The sequence below is a fragment of the Pseudoalteromonas sp. S3260 genome, from assembly GCF_005886925.1.
GTDB classification, from domain to species: Bacteria; Pseudomonadota; Gammaproteobacteria; order Enterobacterales; family Alteromonadaceae; genus Pseudoalteromonas; species Pseudoalteromonas tetraodonis.
The window spans coordinates 1-18,735 of the sequence record NZ_PNCV01000082.1; the positions used below are offsets into that span (position 1 = coordinate 1).

The window sequence follows — 18,735 nt, forward strand, 5'->3', positions numbered from 1 at the left end:
TTATTTGTGTATAAGAGTCAGATGTGGCATAGGGGTCTTAGTCCGATCTTGATACTGCAATCGGTTGTCTCGTTGCTCTTTCCAGCGTGTTAGCACTACCAAGGCGAGTTCATGGTCTTCATTGAGGCCCATGCGTAGCCATTCTTCTTTGGCTTTCGCTTTTTTTTCTTTGCGTATTTGTACATCCCAGAAGTCTTCAAACTGTATCTGGTTAACAGTTTTAACTGTTGGCTTATTGCTTCTCTCAGAGTCATCCGACCGTTGAGAGTCCCTTACCGGGTTGCCATCAGGCATAAACAATGATGAAAATTCTTCTGGAAGCCGAGCTTGAAAAGCGGCAAGAGATTTCAAAAGCGATGCCATACCAATGAAGTTGGCAGGTACATCTTTAAGCAACCGAAAGGCTGCCTTACCTTGGTTTGGGTTTTCGATTGGGTTGTGCTTCAGAAGGCTTCGAATCAAAGTCCAACCAGATTCCTCGCAACGAATCAGGAACAGATCTTGTTCTAACTCATTTAGAGCCTTGGCAACCTGTTGCTCATCCCAGTTCAAGTCAGAAGCAACGTAACCAATCGGCAATCGAAAGCAGCCAAGCAAATTACAATGTGGGCATGTAAGCAAATACAGTCCTAGCAACTTCGCTGAGTCACTCCAGGACAAAACGTTTTGCTTTAGCCAAAAGCGGGTATAGACCTTGCCATAATCACGCATGGAGGTACTCGCTTTTTTGTTTACGTAAAATGCTGACCATTACTTGCCCTTAATCCTACTGGTTACTGGCTTTCAGCTCGCTTGGGCATTCGGGGTAGATGTCCGGTCTTAACTGAGATCGGGTTACCAGTCCTTGCGTAGCTTGTTCGATGGGTAAAACGAATTCAGCGGGAACACGCCCTGATTTATTCAACCAAAACCAGACGTTTTGCTGTTTTGAGTTGATGGCTCGTGCTAATGCTGATTGCCCGCCGACCAAGTCAATGGCACGGCGGAGATGTTTTTGTGTCGTGTTGAACACTTCCATACCGTCTCCTGTTACAATAATAACTGTTACAAGATTGAGTGTTACAGTTTAAACTGTAGATAAGTCAACAGTTAAAATTGTTGAAAGACTACAGTTTTATTTGTAGAATGTGAGCTTATGAAAACTTTATCCGAACGACTAAACCATGCCTTGCAGCTTACTGGGGTGACTCAGTCTGAGTTGGCTCGTCGCATTGGTATCAAACAGCAGTCGATCAGCCAGATTTGCTCTGGTAAATCGGCTAGGTCTCGTTACACCATGCAGATCGCGGAGGCGCTTCGCGTGAATGCTCATTGGCTCGCCACAGGTGATGGCGAGATTGGCTTGGGGGTCGGTAATGTAGAAGTTGGGCCTGACATTAAGGGAAGAATTCCTCTCATTAACTGGGTTCAGGCCGGTGATTGGACTGAAATAGCGGAGGGATTTGCCCATGAAGATGCTGAAGAGTGGCGTGAAGTCACTGGGAAAGCACATGAGGGTTGTTTCGCACTTCGCGTAAAAGGCGACAGTATGGAAAATCCAAGCGGGAAAAAATCCATACCTGAGGGGGGAGTGATCGTTGTTGATCCTCAGTTACCTTACTCTTCAGGTTCATTGGTTGTTGCGCGTTTGGATGATTCGAAAGAAGCAATCTTTAAGCAGTTGGTTATTGATGGTGAACAGAAGTATCTAAAACCTTTGAACCCGCAATACCCTGCAATACCGATCAACGGCAACTGCACCATCATCGGTGTAGTACGACAAGCTATCATCGATTTTTGGTAGCGATGGAATTTGTGGTTTAGCCACAGTTGTTCATGAGCTGAAGAAGCAACGATTGCAAACAGCTACAACTGAGCATTGGCGCGCGCTGAGAGTAAATGGTAACCGATTAGATAACCATTGATTGTTTATAAAGTCAAGATCAGCGAAAATAGCGGCCAATTACGATTAACACGACGGATTTGACAAGCGAAGAACTGAAAAGAGAGTACTTCCAAAAGTGTGTACAAATCCGTGTACAAACTAAAAGAATTTATACATGGCAAACCAAGATTTTCTTAATGAAATCAATAAGCGAAGGACCTTTGCTATCATTTCGCATCCGGATGCGGGTAAAACCACTATCACAGAAAAAGTATTGTTATTCGGACAAGCAATTCAAAAAGCCGGAACAGTAAAAGGGCGTGGCTCTAATCAGCATGCTAAGTCTGATTGGATGGAAATGGAAAAAGAGCGTGGTATTTCTGTGACTACCTCAGTAATGCAATTTCCATATAACAATGCGTTAGTTAATTTACTTGATACCCCAGGACACGAAGACTTCTCTGAAGATACTTACCGTACATTAACCGCGGTAGATTCGTGTTTAATGGTGATAGATGCCGCCAAAGGTGTAGAAGAACGTACCCGTAAGTTAATGGAAGTAACACGCCTGCGCACCACGCCGATTGTTACCTTTATGAATAAATGTGACCGTGATATTCGCGACCCAATGGAACTACTCGACGAAGTAGAAACAGAGCTAAATATTGCTTGTGCACCTATTACGTGGCCAATTGGCTGTGGTAAAGAATTTAAAGGTGTTTACCATATCCATAACGAAGAAACTATTTTATACAAAACAGGCCAAGGTCATACTATTCAAGAAGTGCGTAGCATTAAAGGACTTGATAACCCAGAGCTTGACCAAGCGATTGGTGATGAACTTGCAGCCCAGTTACGTGACGAGTTAGAGCTGGTTATTGGTGCATCACACGAGTTTGATTTAGATCTGTTCTTAGCGGGTGAGTTATCGCCTGTATACTTTGGTACTGCACTTGGTAACTTTGGTGTAGATCATGTTCTAGATGGACTGACTGAGTGGGCACCAACGCCTTTACCTCGTGAAACAGAAGACCGCCAAGTTGTAGCCACAGAAGAAAACTTCACTGGGTTTGTATTTAAAATTCAGGCCAACATGGATCCAAAACACCGTGACCGTATTGCCTTTATGCGTATTGTATCGGGTAAATACAGCCAAGGCATGAAAATGAATCATGTGCGTATAGGAAAACAAGTGAGTATTTCTGATGCGGTAACCTTTATGGCGGGCGATCGTGAGCGTGCAGCTGATGCTTACGCTGGTGATATTATTGGTTTACATAACCACGGTACGATTCAAATTGGTGATACCTTTACCCAAGGCGAAAAAATTAAGTTTAGCGGTATTCCAAACTTTGCCCCTGAATTGTTCCGCCGTATTCGTCTGCGCGATCCATTAAAACAAAAACAGTTATTAAAAGGATTGGTACAGCTTTCAGAAGAGGGCGCAGTACAAGTATTCAGACCATTAATTAATAATGACTTAATTGTAGGTGCGGTAGGTGTGTTGCAGTTTGACGTGGTTGTAGCGCGTTTAAAAGCTGAATATAACGTTGATGCAATTTACGAAAGCGTTAATGTAAATACAGCCCGCTGGGTTAGCTGTGATGATGTTAAAAAGTTTGAAGAGTTTAAACGTAAGTGCGAAAGCAACTTAGCACTTGATGGTGGCGATAATTTAACTTACATCGCGCCGAGTCGTGTAAATCTTAACTTGTCGACAGAGCGTTACCCTGAAGTGACATTTAATCACACACGTGAAAACTAGCACTTAGCCTCTAGAATTAACACAAAGCCTGCTTTGGCGGGCTTATAAAGGTAAATAATATTATGAATATTCGTACTATTTTAGTAGAAAAAGCCATTGCCGCTATGACCGCCGCAGGCCTACCAGAAGATACTAACCCAGCGGTTACCCAAAGCACTCGCCCACAGTTTGGTGATTACCAAATTAATGGCGCGATGGGCGCAGCTAAAAAAATGAAAAGTAACCCGCGTGAATTGGCGCAAAAAATTATTGATCAGTTAGATGTAAGCGACATTGCCGAAAAAACGGAAATTGCTGGCCCTGGTTTTATTAATATTCACTTAAAGCCGGAGTTTTTAGCTCAAAGCGTACAAGCTGCTAATAACCACGCAAAACTTGCCGTAAATGAGCACGCCAAACCACAAAAAGTAGTGGTTGATTACTCATCGCCTAACCTTGCAAAAGAAATGCACGTAGGTCACTTACGCTCAACTATTATTGGTGATGCCGTAGTACGTGCGCTTGAATTTAGAGGCGATACCGTTGTACGTCAAAATCACATGGGTGATTGGGGCACACAATTTGGCATGTTGATTGCTCATTTAGAAGATCAAATTAACCAAGGTGTTGATTTAGACACTGTTGCGCTTGCTGATTTAGAAACTTTTTACCGCGATGCGAAAAAGCGTTTTGATGACGAAGAAGGCTTTGCTGATAAAGCGCGTAACTACGTAGTTAAACTGCAAGGTGGCGACGCTCACTGTGAAAAACTGTGGAAACTATTTATTGCCACTTCAGTGAAGCACTCTGAAGAAGTATACAAGCGTTTAAACGTAACCCTTACGCCTGCCGACATTATGGCTGAAAGTGCATATAACAGTGAACTTAACGATATTATTAGCTTATTAAAAGATAAAAATATTGCAGTAGAGTCGCAAGGCGCACAAGTGGTATTTTTAGATGAGCTGGCAAATAAAGACGGTGAGCCTTCAGCGTTTATCGTACAAAAATCAGGTGGCGGCTTCTTATATGCAACTACTGATTTAGCGGCGTGTGATTACCGTTCAAACAAACTAGGCGCTGAGCGTATTTTAATCTTTGTTGATGCGCGCCAAAGTCTGCACTTTAATCAAGTGGAGCTAACTGCACGTAAAGCCGGTTTATTACGTGATGAAACTAGTTACGAGTTTTGCCCATTTGGCACCATGATGAGCGCTGATGGTAAACCATTTAAAACCCGTACAGGCGGCACGGTTAAATTAGCTGATTTACTTGAAGAGTCAATTACTCGCGCAGCAGCTAAATTGGCTGAGCGTGAATCAGATTTATCTGACGAAGACCGTAGTGAAATTGCACGTAAAGTGGGTATTGGCGCAGTTAAATATGCTGACCTTTCTAAACATCGTACCAGCGATTACATCTTCAACTGGGACAGCATGCTAAGCTTTGAAGGCGCAACAGCCCCTTACTTACAATATGCTTATACGCGTGTTCGCAGTATTTTCCGTAAGTCTGGCGTTGATGCTGCAAGCTTAAAAGCCGATGTAAGTATTATTGAGCCGCAAGAGAAAACACTCGCGCTTAAATTATTGCAGTTGGAAGAAGTCCTTGATCTGATGATCAATGAAGCCACACCGCACGTATTATGTGGTTACTTATACGAACTAGCTAGCCTATACATGACATTCTACGAAGCTTGCCCAGTACTTAAAGAGGGCGTAGAGCCAAGTGTTCGTGATAGCCGTTTAGTGTTGTGTAATTTAGTGGCAGATACGCTGCGCACAGGCTTAGATCTACTAGGTATCGAAGTCATGGAGCAAATGTAATCACCGTCGTATTTTAATCTAATACTGCGTTGTCCACTCGACTGACCCTAATCACATACAACTACGTATGCTCATAGGGATAAGTCGAGTGTTCGCCTTATCTTAGACTAAACTACTTAGGTGAGCGTCTGCTGCGTGTAGTTCGCTTTGACTGCGTTGGTAAAACTATTTAGCCTAAGTCACATACAAAAGTAACAAGGTACTAGGAAGAAATAGGCTTTAGGCACTAGGAAAGTGTGACACGTATTACAGAGCGCTTATAAACTTTTGACGAACCTAGAACCTAGAACCTAGAACCTAGAACCTAGAACCTAGAACCTAGAACCTAGAACCTAGAACCTAGAGGGAACTTTATGAAACTCGAAGATATTCGTCGTGAATACCTGCAAGATGCGCTCAGTGAAGACAACTTGCTTGATGATCCGTTTAAGCAGTTTGAAACTTGGCTAGAGCATGCTGTTGCTAGTAACTTGCCCGACCCTACAGCAATGGTGGTCGCTACGGTCGATGAAACTGGTCAGCCTTCACAGCGTATTGTGCTGCTAAAGCATTTAGATGATAACGGTTTTGTGTTTTTTACTAATACCGGTTCACGTAAAGCACAAGAGCTTAAAGGTAATAATAAAATTTCCTTGCACTTTCCATGGCACCACATGGAGCGCCAAGTGATTGTGTATGGTGAGGCGCAGTCGCTTCCAACGTCAGCCGTGGCTAAGTACTTTTTATCACGTCCAAAAGAAAGTCAATTAGCCGCTTGGGCGTCGCAACAAAGCCGCCCGGTGTCGTCGCGCAAAGTGTTAATGGAAACCTTTGCCAATATGAAAAACAAGTTTGCCAAAGGTGAAATACCACTCCCTGATTTTTGGGGCGGATATTGTGTTGTGCCGCAAAAAATCGAGTTTTGGCAAGGCGGAGCTCATCGTCTACATGATCGCTTTATGTATCAGCGTCAGGCCGATAATAGCTGGCAAATAACGCGCTTAAACCCGTAGTGGGCTAGTTTTTTGAAGTTTATAGACTCGCATTGCCATCTTGATTTTAGTGAGTTTGATGCAAACCGCGAATCACTTATTAATGCCTGTGTAGCAAAGGGCGTTAGCCAATTTATTGTGCCAGGTATTAGCTTGGCGCAATCTCAAAAACTACTCGAGTTTAAAGCAACCTACCCACAAATTAGAATAGCTGCAGGGCTGCATCCTTATTTTTTAGAGCAACACCAACAATCACATTTAGAGTCATTATTTAATTTTGCTAAGGTAAATAAAACACAGCTGGTGGCTATTGGTGAGTGCGGGCTAGATCGCAGTATCGAAAATCTTGAAAAACAAACCTTTCTGTTTGAGCAGCAAATAGCGCTTGCTAATGAGCTTGATTTACCGCTAATTGTTCATCACAGGCAAAGCCATGATTTAATTGCGCAGTCGTTTAAGCGTTGTAGGCCAAAAAACGGCGGTGTGATCCATGCTTTTTCAGGCTCAATTCAACAAGCGTACTATTATATAAAGCAGGGTTTTAAACTTGGAGTCGGTGGGGTTATAACTTACGAGCGTGCAGCTAAAACACGTGCGGTTATAGCAAAGCTTGAGCCGCAGCATTTAGTGCTTGAAACTGACTCACCTTCAATGCCGCTAAGAGGCTATCAAGGGGAGGTAAATACCCCACTGCATATTCCTAACGTATTTGATGCGCTTTATGGTTTAAAACCAAATAGCGATAAATTTCAATTAGCTGAGCAGCTTTATGATTCATGCTCAGACGTTTTTTGTATATAACGATTTACTTGCCAGCGCTTTAATCCTCGGCCTAATTGCCAAGTAAAAATACAGGCAATTACTAACATAAGTAGCACTTGGCGACCTAAATCATGAAAATGATTATGGCTAGCCGATACCGCAGCACGGGTTAAATAGGTAATAGATACAAAGCCAATAGGGCGGTTGTCGTCTGAAATAACTTGCTCAACAAAAGGCGTTTTTAACTTACTAATACCCGGCGATGAGTCAGGTAATAAGCCATACACATGATGCGATTGCCAATTATCGCTGCTAGCAAGTACCACACCTTGTTTGTCATAAATAGTGGCCGAGAGTACAAATTCATCTTTACTGATATTGTTGCATAAGGTGGTCAGTTGCTGCTTGTTTTTTTCTATCAGCGGATTTTTAGCATTCAGTGCCATAAACTGAGTGAGAGATTTAGCTGCGCTATTGGCATTATCGTAAAGCAGTTGATGACTTTGAAAGCTACTATTTATACCCACCCAGCTTAATAATACAAAGCAGCCAGCGGCCAATAGCAAACGGACTAAACGCTTTTTTTGCGAGGCTGTAAGTGGATTTTTAAGATGGTTATTTTTCATAGTCACCGTATATGCTGCTGACAGCATTTTGATTTGATGTTACAACTACACTATAACCTTAAATCCACCCTGATGGCGAATTTTGTATCTTATATCCCTATCATCAATGCGCTAAATGTCAGGAAATATAAACGGAGATCCCATGTCGAACGCGAACATGGCACAGCACAGCGCTGAGCAACCATTATCACAACTTACCCTAAATAAATGGTTCAGCTATCAAAAGGGCGTATTTGCACCTTTAAATACAATTCCAAGCAGAGAACGAGGGCTTTTTAGTATCGCATTTGCAGGCGATTTTAGTATGGCGCATATTAATAGCATGATTGAATTTTTTGCCATTCACCAGCAAAACGTGACAGCAATGTGCCAATACCAGCCAGATTTAGGGTTATCTCCGGCATTATGTTTTTATATAGAAAATACAGAGCAGGCAATAAACCCACTTGAACTTCAAACTTTTGCAAATACCTTGATGTGTCAGTTAGTGCAAGTAACCAATCCCCCTAATTTAAAAAAACCAGGATTATTGGTAATGGATATGGATTCAACAGCCATTACTATTGAGTGCATTGATGAAATTGCGCGTTTAGCCAATGTATATGACGAGGTTGCCAGTGTGACCGCGCAGGCAATGGCAGGTAAGCTTGATTTTAGTGAGAGTTTAAACCAACGCGTTGCCAAGCTAAAAGGGATTGAAAAAAGCTTAATTGATGATCTAAAAAGTGCACTGCCTTTAATGCCGGGTATTAAAGCGTTGTGCCAAATTTTAAAGCACCACCAATGGTATTTAGCCATTGCATCAGGCGGGTTTGTGCCGTTTGCAGAGCGTGTACAAGAGTTAATTAATTTAGATGAAGTGCATGCCAATGTGCTGGAATTTAAAGACGATAAACTAACAGGTAAGGTGTTAGGAGGCATTGTTGATGCTGAGCAAAAAGCGGTTATTTTAGAATCGCTCCAACAAAAACTAGGCCTTGAAAAAACGCAAACAGTTGCCATTGGTGATGGCGCAAATGATTTAAAAATGATGGCACAAGCAGGATTAGGCGTTGCTGTGCATGGCAAACCTAAAGTAGTTGAACAAGCCCAAGCGGCTATTTGCCAAGGCTCGTTATTACAATTGCTGTATATGTTGGCAGTTCCGCTAAATCCATCACAGGGTTAACGTAAACGGTTTAACCAAATTAGTTTTCGCCTAGACATTTGCTCAACCTGTTGTTGGTTGAGCGATAAATGCACAAGGGCTTCGTCACTTACATCAATAATATCGCCAACTCCCGATACTGACCACAAGGCATCCTCTAAGTCTTTAGCCTTGTGAATTGCGTATTGGCTAACGTATTTTAGCTCATTTGCTAAGTAGTCAGTATCGAGTCGACCAGTACGTGAAATATATAAACGCATTATAAAAACCAGCTCAGACTTCAGCCCTTTACTTACTTGCTGTTTAAACTCGCTGCAGTCGGTGCCTAAAATACACTGACTGGTAATTGCATCAGCTATATTTTCTTTTTTAGGATCGAAGTTAATCACCAAACTAAATTCTAATGGCGAGTCTTGGCGAGAGCGCTCTTTAATATTCGGGGTGATCACATCAGCAATGTGCGCTTTAGTAATAATATTTGATAAGTCTGTTTTAGTATTTAGCAGTGAAAAATTTTGTAAAATAACATGCAGAGGGCTTGGATATAAACCAAATCCCATGGCGCCAATTTCAAAATGCGCCATTGATTTATGTAAATAAATCGGAAACTGGCAAAGCGTTTTTGTTACCATATTTCTAAGTGCTGTAGAAAGGCCTGGTACTTTAGGTGACTCTTCAGCAACTTTTAATTTCTGTTTATTACTATTGATTAAAAGGGTAAAAAAATCGACCCCAGTATGAGGCAATTTTTTCTCTACATGTGCTTTTAAATTAATCGTAGTTAACGATTTACTCACCGCCATTACTTCATATTGAATAAGACTTAATGAATAACTTTTGGTAATTTTTTGCAAATCAGGAAATGATAACGAAACGATATCGCCTTTTTTAAAGTCCACTTCTTGATTGCACTCTAGCTGTAAACCAAAGACTGAAAAGTCCCGAGTATGGCCATGCAGTACTGAGTCACGGGTATTAATAACGACGCTGGTTTTATAAAGGTAACGCTTATTAGAACGAAGGTTCACGTACTCTAACGGCACGGTATTTAGCTCCGGCGGTGATGCATGCTTACTGTGGCCAAACAATTTCAATTTATTGGCCAAGGCTTTATCAAATTCATACTGTTGATAATGCTGTTGCTCATGCTCATTACCAACTTGGGTAAGTAGTATTAAATATTTTACGTCTTTTATCGCCCCTTCAACACGTGGTGAAGGCGGTTTATTAAGTTTCTCAATATCTTTACCTAAAGAGTTAGGTAAAGATAAAGGAATATAAGCATCTTCAGTATGACTCGGCATTAGTTGTAATTTAAAGCAACGCCAACTGTCTCTTCGGCTACCAAAACCAAAAAATAACGCTTTTAATTGTGCATGTTGCTCAAGCTCTGAACGAGTGGCTGAATAGTAGTAAATTTTTCCTGCAGAGACATGGGTAAAGGTATATAAATATTCCTCTTTTACTGCCACAGGTTTTAGCGCCAAGGTACGAATACGCTTATGATTTAACACATTGTAAAGACATGATTTTTTGCGTTCATCAGTAAAGTAACGCTGAATAAATAAACTGTTCTCAGTGGTTAAGCTCAGGCTAGGATAATAAACGCCGTTTTGCTGGCTAATAAAAACATATAAAGAATTAACCCTAGGAATATAATATTGTTCATATCCTTTAGAAATAACCGCATCCAGGGTGTTATCTAAATTCACTTTATAACGGCGTTTATTGCCGTGAATAAAGCTTTCTAAAAAATGGTCAAACGCGGTGTTGTTTTCTTTAAATGTGCGTTTTAAGCGAATATGATTAAATTCATCCGAGGTGTTTTCTATCGCAACCACTTCGTATTCAATCCCATTTTTTAACCCAAGCTCAAAATCTTGTTCAAGGCCAACTAAGTGCATAACAATAAGCTGACCTTTTTTTAAGTTATAGCGGGATGCCAACTTAATTTTACAGCCACTGAGTGAAATATCAGAAGTACTTGCTTCAATTTTTGTTTGCTCATCGTACTCAATAGTAATTTTAATTGAGTAATTCATTCGCTCTTCGCTACGACTTTCATAAGCCGCAAACTTAATTACATCGGTGGGTAGTTCGGGTAATGGTTCAATTATTTTAGCTGGGGTGGTCGTTGATTTTTGCTGTAATACGCGATAATTATTTTCGGTATTCATTACCGCTTCGTATACTGCAAGGGTGTAATCTTTATGTTGTTTTATGGCCGCTTCGAATACTTCAATAGCGGTGTCATCCATAAAGTGTTGCTTGCCCTTGTATTCATATGGTTTTACTTGGCCAGTAACTAAACCACGAAGATCAATAAAGCGGTCTATCGGCTGAGATAAACGCGACATTTCCATTTTTATTAAAAACTGCTCGGGTTTAGTTAACTCGGCAGTTTTTGACTTGAAAATGAGATCAAACTTAGCATTTCCCAAATACTGTTTTAATTCATTTACAAGCGCTTCATGCTTAAGCAATACGTCATCAGCCATTTATAAATCATCACCGTCTAATTTAAAAAGTAGGTATACTGTTGCAATTATTTATTAGAGAATTAAATAAATCTAATATCGAAAAGTAGTTAAATGCGACCACGATATTATGCGTAACTATACTTTGTGTTTATTGTTATTCGTTATGAGCCAATTAATTGGCATGTTTTTATTAGCTTTTTAAAGCAAGAAGCATGCCCTAAAGCAGGTTAAATGAAACTACATCAGTATAGTGTAAGTGTGATACTAAATGCGCTATTCCACAAGGCGTTGTTGCTAAGGTAAAGCCAGCAATGGCAAAATAAGCGCTTAACAGTCAATATTTCAAAATAAAGAATAGTAGGTAAGGTTTTAAATGGCTAAAGCGGCAAAAGTAGAGTTTGTTTGTACAGAATGTGGCATGAACTATCAACGCTGGCAAGGTCAGTGTCGCTGCGGTGCGTGGAACACATTAGCAGAGTTTAAACCTTCTGCAGGGCAAAGCAAAAAAGTAGCAGCTCGTGCAAGTGTCGGTGGCTACGCCGGTGGTATTGGCGGTGGCTCTAAAAAAATTAATGAAGTAGCAACCTCAGAGGCAGAAAAACAGCTTACTGAAATTGGCGAACTTGACCGTGTACTAAGCGGCGGTGTAACCACCGGCTCGGTTAATATTATTTCTGGCGATCCGGGGGCGGGTAAAACCACGCTACTATCGGATTTAGTGGCAAGAATGTCTCAGCGCATGCCATCGCTTTATTGTACTGCTGAGGAGTCTTTGTCGCAGTTTAAAAACCGAGTAAACCGTTTAAAACTTAACTATAACGAAGATGAGCTCTATTTACTTTCTGAAACCAGTGTTGAAACCATTATTGAAGAGCTGGATAAAAACAAAATTAAGTTTGCCGTTATCGACTCTATTCAAGCCGTGGTCACCGACACCGCTAATGGTAGCCCTGGCTCACCCTCGCAAGTAAAAAGTGCCGCTCAAGCGCTAACCCAATATTGTAAGCAAAACGATGTCACTATGTTCATTATTGCTCACGTAAATAAAAATAATGAAATAGCTGGCCCGCAAACATTAGTGCATATTGTTGATGCACTGTTACATATTGATACCAACGATGGTCAAGTGCGCACCCTGCGCGCTAATAAAAATCGCTTTGGTGATATAGATACTGTCGGCATTTTTAAAATGTGTGAACGCGGTATGCTCAGTGTGGATAACCCCAGTGAAATTTTCTTATCGGGCTCAACCACTGAATCACCGGGGTCGACGATTACCTGTATTCGTAAAGGTAATCGTAATTTACTACTCGAAATTCAATGTTTAACCACTGAAACAGAAGCAGAATTTCCACAGCGAGTATGTGTTGGTTTAAATATGAACCGGATTAAAATGCTCACTGGTATTTTACGTAAACACACTAAAACTAAAATATTTCACGATACGTTTTTTAATATTGTGGGTGGTCTAAAAATTGATGAATCAGAAACCTGTATTGATTTAGCGCTTGTTACTGCACTTTTAAGTAGTTTGAACGAGTTTGTTGTACCTCGAACCACCTGTATTATGGGGGAGCTAAGTTTAAACGGTGATGTGCGTCCAATCGACAGTGGTGTACCCCGTGTTAAAGAAGCGGCGCAACATGGGTTTACTGAAATATTTATCCCATTTCGTAACTACCATAAATCGATGGAAGGGCTGGGTGCTAAAATAACGCCAGTTAAAACAGTGCACGAGCTACTGAGTTTAATTAACTAGCAAACAAAAAGTGCTTAACGATGCATGTTCTCAATGTTAGTCTTGCTTAAAGCCACTTATATAAAGAGTTTAATAAGGAAATGACATGAAAAAATTAGTGATTGCAGCCGCGATTATTGCTGCAGGTGTGGGTGGCGTGAGCTATGCAAACTATGTTGCAACACAAGAGGTACGTGCTGAGGTTGATAAACAGTTGGCCTTGGTCAGCGAACAAACCGGTGCTAGTTTTAACTACGCAGAGCTATCGGCGAGTGTTATTTCAAACAGTGTTGCCATTAGTAATATTGAAGTGACTAGTCCTGAGGGCGATAAAGTTGCCACGGTTGAGCATGTTGAAGTGACAGGCTACGAAACCGATAAAATATCGCCACATACTGCTTTTACGTTAAAAAACTTTCAATTTGATAAAAGCTTTGTCGATACACTGCCTGCAGATACAAATACACAACTTGCCTCAGCCAGTTATGATTTACACTCTTCATTAGATTACGACGAGCAATCAGGTAACAGTGATATTGTTGTTAAGCTGCAAGCTAATGATATTGCTAGTATTGATATGGACATGGGGCTTGCTAACTCTAAAGCGCTTATGGATGCTTCACTTGAAATCAGTAAGGCTCAACAAGCTGCAGGTAATACACCGCTTGCTTATGAGCAAGAGCTACAACAGCAAACAATGATTATGCAAGCAATGAGTAAGCTAGAGCCACGTAATGTTAGCTTAGTTGTTAATAACCAAGGTGATCTTAAAGGCTTATTAGAAAGCGAGTTGGCAAAGCAAGGTATGACGTTAGAGCAAATGCAAACAATGCTTGAACAACAGCTTCAACAAGCACCTGTGACCGAAGAAATAGCCAAGGCATTAACTGATTTTGCTAAAGGACTAAATTCGTTTAGTGTGTCAGCAAAATTGCCTGAAGGTAAAACTATGATGGAAGTGAATCAGCAACTAATGATGTTAGCAGGACAACCCGAAGAGCTGGTTAAGTTTATAAATTTAGAAGTTAAAGGCAAATAACAGCGGTAAGTTATAAGCCGTCAGGATTCAATTTAAAACAAAAAAGCCGTACTTGATTATTCAAGTACGGCTTTTATTATTTTAGCTGACAGTTAGTGAAGAATACGCGCTCTAATTGTACCTTCAACCGCACTGAGCTCTTTAAGTGCGACTTCTGAGTGATCTGTGTCTACATCAATAACCACGTAACCAATTGCTTCATCGGTTTGTAAGTACTGTGCGGCAATGTTAATACCGTGCTGAGCAAACGCTTGGTTAATTTGCGTTAGCACGCCAGGGCGGTTGTGATGCACGTGTAACAGGCGGCTGCGATTAGCAAGCTCTGGCAATGATACTTCAGGGAAGTTAACTGCAGTAATAGTTGAGCCGTTATCTGAGTACTTAGCGAGTTTACCCGCTACTTCAATACCAATGTTCTCTTGTGCTTCTTGAGTAGAACCACCTATATGCGGCGTTAAAATAACGTTGTCGAATTCACGCAGTGGCGAGATAAATTCTTCATCGTTAGATTTAGGTTCAACTGGGAATACGTCAATTGCTGCGCCGCTGAGTTTTTTCTCTGTTAGCGCTTCTGCTAGGGCGTCAATATCAACGACAGTACCACGTGAAGCGTTAATTAAAATAGCGCCTTGCTTCATCACGGCAAGCTCTGCTGTTCCAATCAAGTTTTTAGTTTGCGGTGTCTCTGGAACATGTAAGCTAATAATATCAGCGCGTTGCAACAGCTGCGTTAAGTTATGTACTTGTGTAGCATTACCTAAAGATAGTTTGTCTTCAATGTCGTAATACTCCACGTTCATACCAATATTTTCAGCCATAATACCCAGCTGAGTACCAATGTGGCCGTAACCAATAATACCTAAGGTTTTGCCGCGTGCTTCAAACGAGCCATTAGCTGTTTTTAACCAGCCGCCACGATGGGCAGCGGCATTACGCTGTGGAATACCACGTAATAACAGCAATATTTCACCAAGTACAAGCTCAGCTACAGAGCGAGTATTTGAAAACGGGGCATTAAATACTGCAATACCGCGCTCACGTGCTGCGTTTAAATCTACTTGGTTGGTACCAATACAAAAACAACCGATAGCAACCAGTTTTTCAGCTGCATTTAATACCGATTCATTAATATGAGTACGAGAACGCAGCCCGACAAAGTGCACATCTTTAATGCGCTCTATAAGCTCGTCCTCAGGTAGCGATGTTTTAACGTAGTCGATATTGCTATAACCGTTACGTTTTAGCGTTTCAACAGCGCTTTGATGAACACCTTCAAGCAAGAGAATTTTAATTTTGTCTTTTGCTAACGATACCTTACTCATAACCATATCCTATTTAATTTGTGGCCCATTTTTTGTGCCAATAATCACTTTATCAGCACCGCGCTCTGCAAATAGGCCGTTGGTGACTACGCCAACAATTTGATTTATTTGTGTTTCAAGCTGTTTAGCATGGGTAATTTTTAAATTATGTACATCTAAAATAACGTTGCCGTTATCGGTTACAACACCTTGGCGATACACAGGATCACCGCCAAGTTTTAATAATTCGCGGGCAACATAGCTGCGCGCCATCGGAATAACTTCAACCGGCAGCGGGAAATCCCCTAAGGTATCGACTAGTTTGGTGTCATCAACAATACACACAAACTGTTTAGCCACTGCCGCTACTATTTTTTCACGGGTGAGCGCTGCACCACCGCCTTTAATCATTTCGTTTAGAGCGTTAATTTCATCTGCGCCATCAACGTATACATCCAGAGCATCAACATCATTTAGCTCAAATACTTCTATACCAAGTTCTTTTAAACGTGCTGTAGACGCTTCTGAACTAGATACTGCACCAACAATGGTGTCTTTTACAGTGCCTAAAGCATCAATAAAATGATTAACGGTTGAGCCTGTACCAACACCCACTATGGTGTTTTCTTTTACAAACTCCAGTGCAGCCCATGCAGCTGCTTTTTTTAATTCATCTTGTGTCATTGCTATGTGCTCATTTATGTCAAAAATAGACTGTTAGTTTACAAGATTAATTGTTACCAACAGTAGGTTTTATTGGGTGTAATAATAGTTTTAAGAGGCACATCCCACGATTCAATTAGGAGCTTATCCACTTGTTGGCATTCGTGTGCTAGGCCAATAAGTTGTGGTTGCTGCCAGTTTTCTTCGTGTAAACGTGCCAAGGTTCTATCGTAAAACCCACCCCCCATTCCAAGGCGATTACCAAATTTATCAAATGCAACAAGTGGCATAAGTAGATAATCAAGCGCTGGCAATGGGCATATTTGAGAGCAGTTCAGCTTAGGCTCCAAGATACCATAGCGGTTTGCCCTCATGGGTGAGTTTTTTTCATATCGTTGAAATAGTAAATTAGCCCCGTTGAAAGGGTGAATTACAGGTAAGTAAACATGCTGTTCAATGCTCCATAATTCATTAATTAACAATGAGGTATCTAATTCGCCATCATTGCTTAAATAAAGCGCGACATGATTTTTTTTGGCCGAGTTCATGCTTTTTAAATATTGAATAAAATTCACTTTAAGCGAGTGGGCCGCTATTTCTTGCTGGTTTTTTGATAGATTATTCCGTGCTTTACGAATATCGAGTCTTATTTGTGCGCGATTATTACTCATTAAATAACTAAACCATGATCAAAAAGAGAATAAATTAGGAAATAATAAGTACACAGCAAGCACAATAAGTAATATTACGGCTGTAGAAATCAGCGAATATAAAACAAGGTTACTGCGTTTTTTGGGCGTAGTAGAGAGTGGCTCACCTAGCATTAAATCGTCATCTTGCCATGGTTCGTCATTTTCATCAGGTAATGATAATTCAACCTCAGGGAGACGTTGTTCAATATCTTCTAGTTTTTCTTCAAGACGAATTAAGCTACTAGTAATGTAATCTAGGGCATCAAATAAGCGCTGATCTCGCTGGCTGTCGTGCGCTTTTTGAGAAGTAGCTTGTGTAGGGGCTGTTTGCTGAAGTTTGCTTTTGATCCCCAGCGTTGAAAGTAACTTAGCTTGCTTAAGGGCTTTCTCTTTGTTGCTAGGAGCAAACAGCGGCTTGCCATTAAAAAATGCCGCCACCTTTTCCGGTGAGGTTTTTAGTTTTTCTGTCAGTGCATTGGTCACTGCTTGGCTGTCTGCGCCTTCTGCAAGTCCTACAAATATAACACGAAAATTGTCGGCCATTTTTATCCCTAACACGCTTTATTGTATAAGCAGAGTATATACCTAAAATGTTAAACAGTTCGAGACTGTTTTATGACTAACTTAATACACATAGCAAAACGGCCCTAAAAAGGGCCGTTTTAATATTAGCTAGGTGGCTTACAGGCCAGCTGCTGCGCGAAGTGCGTCTGCTTTATCTGTGCGTTCCCATGGGAATTCATCACGGCCAAAGTGGCCGTAAGCCGCTGTTGGTAGATAAATAGGGCGCTCAAGATCAAGCATTTGAATTAGGCCGTAAGGGCGTAAGTCAAAGTGTTCACGAATAAGTTCGATTAAACGCGCTTCTTCTAATTTACCTGTGCCAAATGTTTCAACACTGATAGAAGTAGGCTCTGCAACGCCGATAGCGTAAGAAACCTGAAGTTCACACTTATCAGCAAGGCCTGCAGCAACAATGTTTTTAGCAACGTAACGTGCAGCATAAGCCGCTGAGCGGTCAACTTTTGATGGGTCTTTACCAGAGAAAGCACCACCACCGTGACGAGCCATGCCACCGTAGGTATCTACAATGATTTTACGACCAGTTAAACCACAGTCACCCATTGGGCCACCAATAACAAAACGACCTGTTGGGTTAATGAAAAATTTAGTTGCGCTAGTAATAAGCTCAGCAGGAAGTACTGGTTTAATAATTGTTTCCATTACCGCTTCTACTAAGTCATTTTGCGATACATCTTCGCTGTGCTGAGTAGAAAGTACAACGGCATCAATACCTACTGGCTTACCATTTTCGTATGCAAATGTAACTTGTGATTTTGCATCTGGACGCAACCAGTTAAGCTCGCCGCTTTTACGAACCTCAGCTTGACGCTGCACTAAACGGTGAGAATAAGTAATTGGAGCAGGCATTAATACTTCAGTTTCGTTACATGCGTAACCAAACATTAGGCCTTGGTCGCCAGCGCCTTGCTCTTCAGGGCTTGTACGGTCAACACCTTGGTTAATGTCTGGAGACTGTTTACCAATCGTGTTTAAAATTGCACACGAATCGGCATCAAAGCCCATGTCTGAATGTGTATAACCAATTTCACGTACTGTTTTACGTGTAATTTCTTCGATATCAACCCATGCGCTAGTCGTGATTTCACCACCAACCATAACCATACCGGTTTTAACGTAAGTTTCACACGCTACACGGGCATGAGAGTCTTGCTCTAGGATAGCATCAAGTACCGCATCAGAAATTTGATCGGCGATTTTATCCGGATGACCTTCAGAAACAGATTCAGAAGTAAATAAATGTTTTGCCATTGTAATTATGCTCACAAATATTGCGCTTCACAAACGTCGGTATTAGCGC

17 protein-coding genes are annotated in these 18,735 nt (G+C 41.2%); 8 read left to right on the forward strand and 9 right to left on the reverse strand.

The features are described from left to right. A complete protein-coding gene (locus CWC14_RS13735; RefSeq protein ID WP_502705426.1) occupies positions 1 to 711 on the reverse strand; it encodes a hypothetical protein in 711 nt (236 codons plus the stop codon). A 55-nt stretch (positions 712 to 766) separates the two neighbouring features. Next, positions 767 to 1,018 carry a helix-turn-helix domain-containing protein gene (locus CWC14_RS13740; RefSeq protein WP_138563399.1) on the reverse strand — a complete coding sequence of 84 codons (252 nt, stop codon included), beginning with the start codon at positions 1,016 to 1,018 and terminating at the stop codon, positions 767 to 769. Between the two features lie 117 nt (positions 1,019 to 1,135). Between CWC14_RS13740 and CWC14_RS13745 the strand changes: the two genes are divergently transcribed. The 5 genes from CWC14_RS13745 (at position 1,136) to CWC14_RS13765 (ending at position 7,206) form a co-directional block, all read left to right on the forward strand. Continuing rightward, complete coding sequence (locus CWC14_RS13745) at positions 1,136 to 1,783, forward strand: LexA family protein (protein ID WP_138563401.1); 648 nt, start codon at positions 1,136 to 1,138, stop codon at positions 1,781 to 1,783. A 256-nt stretch (positions 1,784 to 2,039) separates the two neighbouring features. Further along, entirely contained in the window at positions 2,040 to 3,629 is a 1,590-nt protein-coding gene (gene prfC / locus CWC14_RS13750) for a peptide chain release factor 3 (RefSeq protein WP_138563403.1), read from the forward strand. 62 nt (positions 3,630 to 3,691) lie between these two features. Beyond that, positions 3,692 to 5,434 (forward strand): arginine--tRNA ligase, encoded by a 1,743-nt coding sequence (gene argS, locus CWC14_RS13755; RefSeq protein ID WP_138563405.1) that lies wholly within the window; start codon positions 3,692 to 3,694, stop codon positions 5,432 to 5,434. A gap of 353 nt (positions 5,435 to 5,787) precedes the next feature. Further along, the gene (gene pdxH, locus CWC14_RS13760) at positions 5,788 to 6,426 is read left to right on the forward strand and encodes a pyridoxamine 5'-phosphate oxidase (RefSeq protein ID WP_138563407.1); all 639 of its coding nucleotides are present in this window, start codon (positions 5,788 to 5,790) and stop codon (positions 6,424 to 6,426) included. Positions 6,427 to 6,438: 12 nt separating this feature from the next. Further along, positions 6,439 to 7,206 (forward strand): TatD family hydrolase, encoded by a 768-nt coding sequence (locus tag CWC14_RS13765; RefSeq protein WP_138563409.1) that lies wholly within the window; start codon positions 6,439 to 6,441, stop codon positions 7,204 to 7,206. Here the strand turns inward: CWC14_RS13765 and CWC14_RS13770 are convergent. After that, positions 7,173 to 7,793, reverse strand: a complete 621-nt coding sequence (locus tag CWC14_RS13770; protein WP_013465696.1) for an AhpA/YtjB family protein — start codon at positions 7,791 to 7,793, stop codon at positions 7,173 to 7,175. The two genes, CWC14_RS13765 and CWC14_RS13770, sit on opposite strands and share 34 nt — an antisense overlap. Positions 7,794 to 7,935: 142 nt before the next feature. Between CWC14_RS13770 and serB the strand changes: the two genes are divergently transcribed. Then, positions 7,936 to 8,961 carry a phosphoserine phosphatase SerB gene (serB, locus tag CWC14_RS13775; protein WP_138563411.1) on the forward strand — a complete coding sequence of 342 codons (1,026 nt, stop codon included), beginning with the start codon at positions 7,936 to 7,938 and terminating at the stop codon, positions 8,959 to 8,961. Here serB and CWC14_RS13780 read toward each other — a convergent pair. Further along, the gene (locus CWC14_RS13780) at positions 8,958 to 11,438 is read right to left on the reverse strand and encodes a PilZ domain-containing protein (protein ID WP_138563413.1); all 2,481 of its coding nucleotides are present in this window, start codon (positions 11,436 to 11,438) and stop codon (positions 8,958 to 8,960) included. The two genes, serB and CWC14_RS13780, sit on opposite strands and share 4 nt — an antisense overlap. A 355-nt stretch (positions 11,439 to 11,793) precedes the next feature. Here CWC14_RS13780 and radA point away from each other — a divergent pair, with 355 nt between their 5' ends. Both radA and CWC14_RS13790 read left to right on the forward strand, forming a co-directional pair. Further along, a complete protein-coding gene (gene radA / locus CWC14_RS13785; protein ID WP_013465693.1) occupies positions 11,794 to 13,179 on the forward strand; it encodes a DNA repair protein RadA in 1,386 nt (461 codons plus the stop codon). 85 nt (positions 13,180 to 13,264) lie between these two features. Continuing rightward, entirely contained in the window at positions 13,265 to 14,197 is a 933-nt protein-coding gene (locus CWC14_RS13790) for an aq_1923 C-terminal domain (protein ID WP_138563415.1), read from the forward strand. A 92-nt stretch (positions 14,198 to 14,289) separates the two neighbouring features. Here CWC14_RS13790 and serA read toward each other — a convergent pair whose 3' ends face one another. From serA to metK, 5 genes are all read right to left on the reverse strand, one after another. After that, positions 14,290 to 15,519, reverse strand: coding sequence for a phosphoglycerate dehydrogenase (gene serA, locus CWC14_RS13795; RefSeq protein WP_138563417.1), 1,230 nt, complete (start codon positions 15,517 to 15,519; stop codon positions 14,290 to 14,292). A 9-nt stretch (positions 15,520 to 15,528) separates the two neighbouring features. Beyond that, positions 15,529 to 16,182, reverse strand: coding sequence for a ribose-5-phosphate isomerase RpiA (rpiA, locus tag CWC14_RS13800; RefSeq protein WP_013465690.1), 654 nt, complete (start codon positions 16,180 to 16,182; stop codon positions 15,529 to 15,531). 53 nt (positions 16,183 to 16,235) lie between these two features. Then, complete coding sequence (locus CWC14_RS13805; RefSeq protein WP_138563419.1) at positions 16,236 to 16,832, reverse strand: 5-formyltetrahydrofolate cyclo-ligase; 597 nt, start codon at positions 16,830 to 16,832, stop codon at positions 16,236 to 16,238. Positions 16,833 to 16,850: 18 nt separating this feature from the next. Then, positions 16,851 to 17,396, reverse strand: a complete 546-nt coding sequence (locus CWC14_RS13810) for a hypothetical protein (protein ID WP_138563421.1) — start codon at positions 17,394 to 17,396, stop codon at positions 16,851 to 16,853. A 138-nt stretch (positions 17,397 to 17,534) separates the two neighbouring features. Then, positions 17,535 to 18,686 (reverse strand): methionine adenosyltransferase, encoded by a 1,152-nt coding sequence (gene metK / locus CWC14_RS13815; protein WP_008110316.1) that lies wholly within the window; start codon positions 18,684 to 18,686, stop codon positions 17,535 to 17,537. Between the last annotated feature and the right edge of the window lie 49 nt (positions 18,687 to 18,735).

Excerpts from the sequence above, each read along its gene's own strand:
- CWC14_RS13735 (WP_502705426.1), bottom strand. The coding sequence starts at position 711 with ATGCGTGATTATGGCAAGGTCTATACCCGCTTTTGGCTAAAGCAAAAC.
- CWC14_RS13740 (WP_138563399.1), bottom strand. The coding sequence starts at position 1,018 with ATGGAAGTGTTCAACACGACACAAAAACATCTCCGCCGTGCCATTGAC.
- CWC14_RS13745 (WP_138563401.1), top strand. The coding sequence starts at position 1,136 with ATGAAAACTTTATCCGAACGACTAAACCATGCCTTGCAGCTTACTGGG.
- prfC (WP_138563403.1), top strand. The coding sequence starts at position 2,040 with ATGGCAAACCAAGATTTTCTTAATGAAATCAATAAGCGAAGGACCTTT.
- argS (WP_138563405.1), top strand. The coding sequence starts at position 3,692 with ATGAATATTCGTACTATTTTAGTAGAAAAAGCCATTGCCGCTATGACC.
- pdxH (WP_138563407.1), top strand. The coding sequence starts at position 5,788 with ATGAAACTCGAAGATATTCGTCGTGAATACCTGCAAGATGCGCTCAGT.
- CWC14_RS13770 (WP_013465696.1), bottom strand. The coding sequence starts at position 7,793 with ATGAAAAATAACCATCTTAAAAATCCACTTACAGCCTCGCAAAAAAAG.
- serB (WP_138563411.1), top strand. The coding sequence starts at position 7,936 with ATGTCGAACGCGAACATGGCACAGCACAGCGCTGAGCAACCATTATCA.
- CWC14_RS13780 (WP_138563413.1), bottom strand. The coding sequence starts at position 11,438 with ATGGCTGATGACGTATTGCTTAAGCATGAAGCGCTTGTAAATGAATTA.
- radA (WP_013465693.1), top strand. The coding sequence starts at position 11,794 with ATGGCTAAAGCGGCAAAAGTAGAGTTTGTTTGTACAGAATGTGGCATG.
- CWC14_RS13790 (WP_138563415.1), top strand. The coding sequence starts at position 13,265 with ATGAAAAAATTAGTGATTGCAGCCGCGATTATTGCTGCAGGTGTGGGT.
- serA (WP_138563417.1), bottom strand. The coding sequence starts at position 15,519 with ATGAGTAAGGTATCGTTAGCAAAAGACAAAATTAAAATTCTCTTGCTT.
- rpiA (WP_013465690.1), bottom strand. The coding sequence starts at position 16,182 with ATGACACAAGATGAATTAAAAAAAGCAGCTGCATGGGCTGCACTGGAG.
- CWC14_RS13805 (WP_138563419.1), bottom strand. The coding sequence starts at position 16,832 with ATGAGTAATAATCGCGCACAAATAAGACTCGATATTCGTAAAGCACGG.
- CWC14_RS13810 (WP_138563421.1), bottom strand. The coding sequence starts at position 17,396 with ATGGCCGACAATTTTCGTGTTATATTTGTAGGACTTGCAGAAGGCGCA.
- metK (WP_008110316.1), bottom strand. The coding sequence starts at position 18,686 with ATGGCAAAACATTTATTTACTTCTGAATCTGTTTCTGAAGGTCATCCG.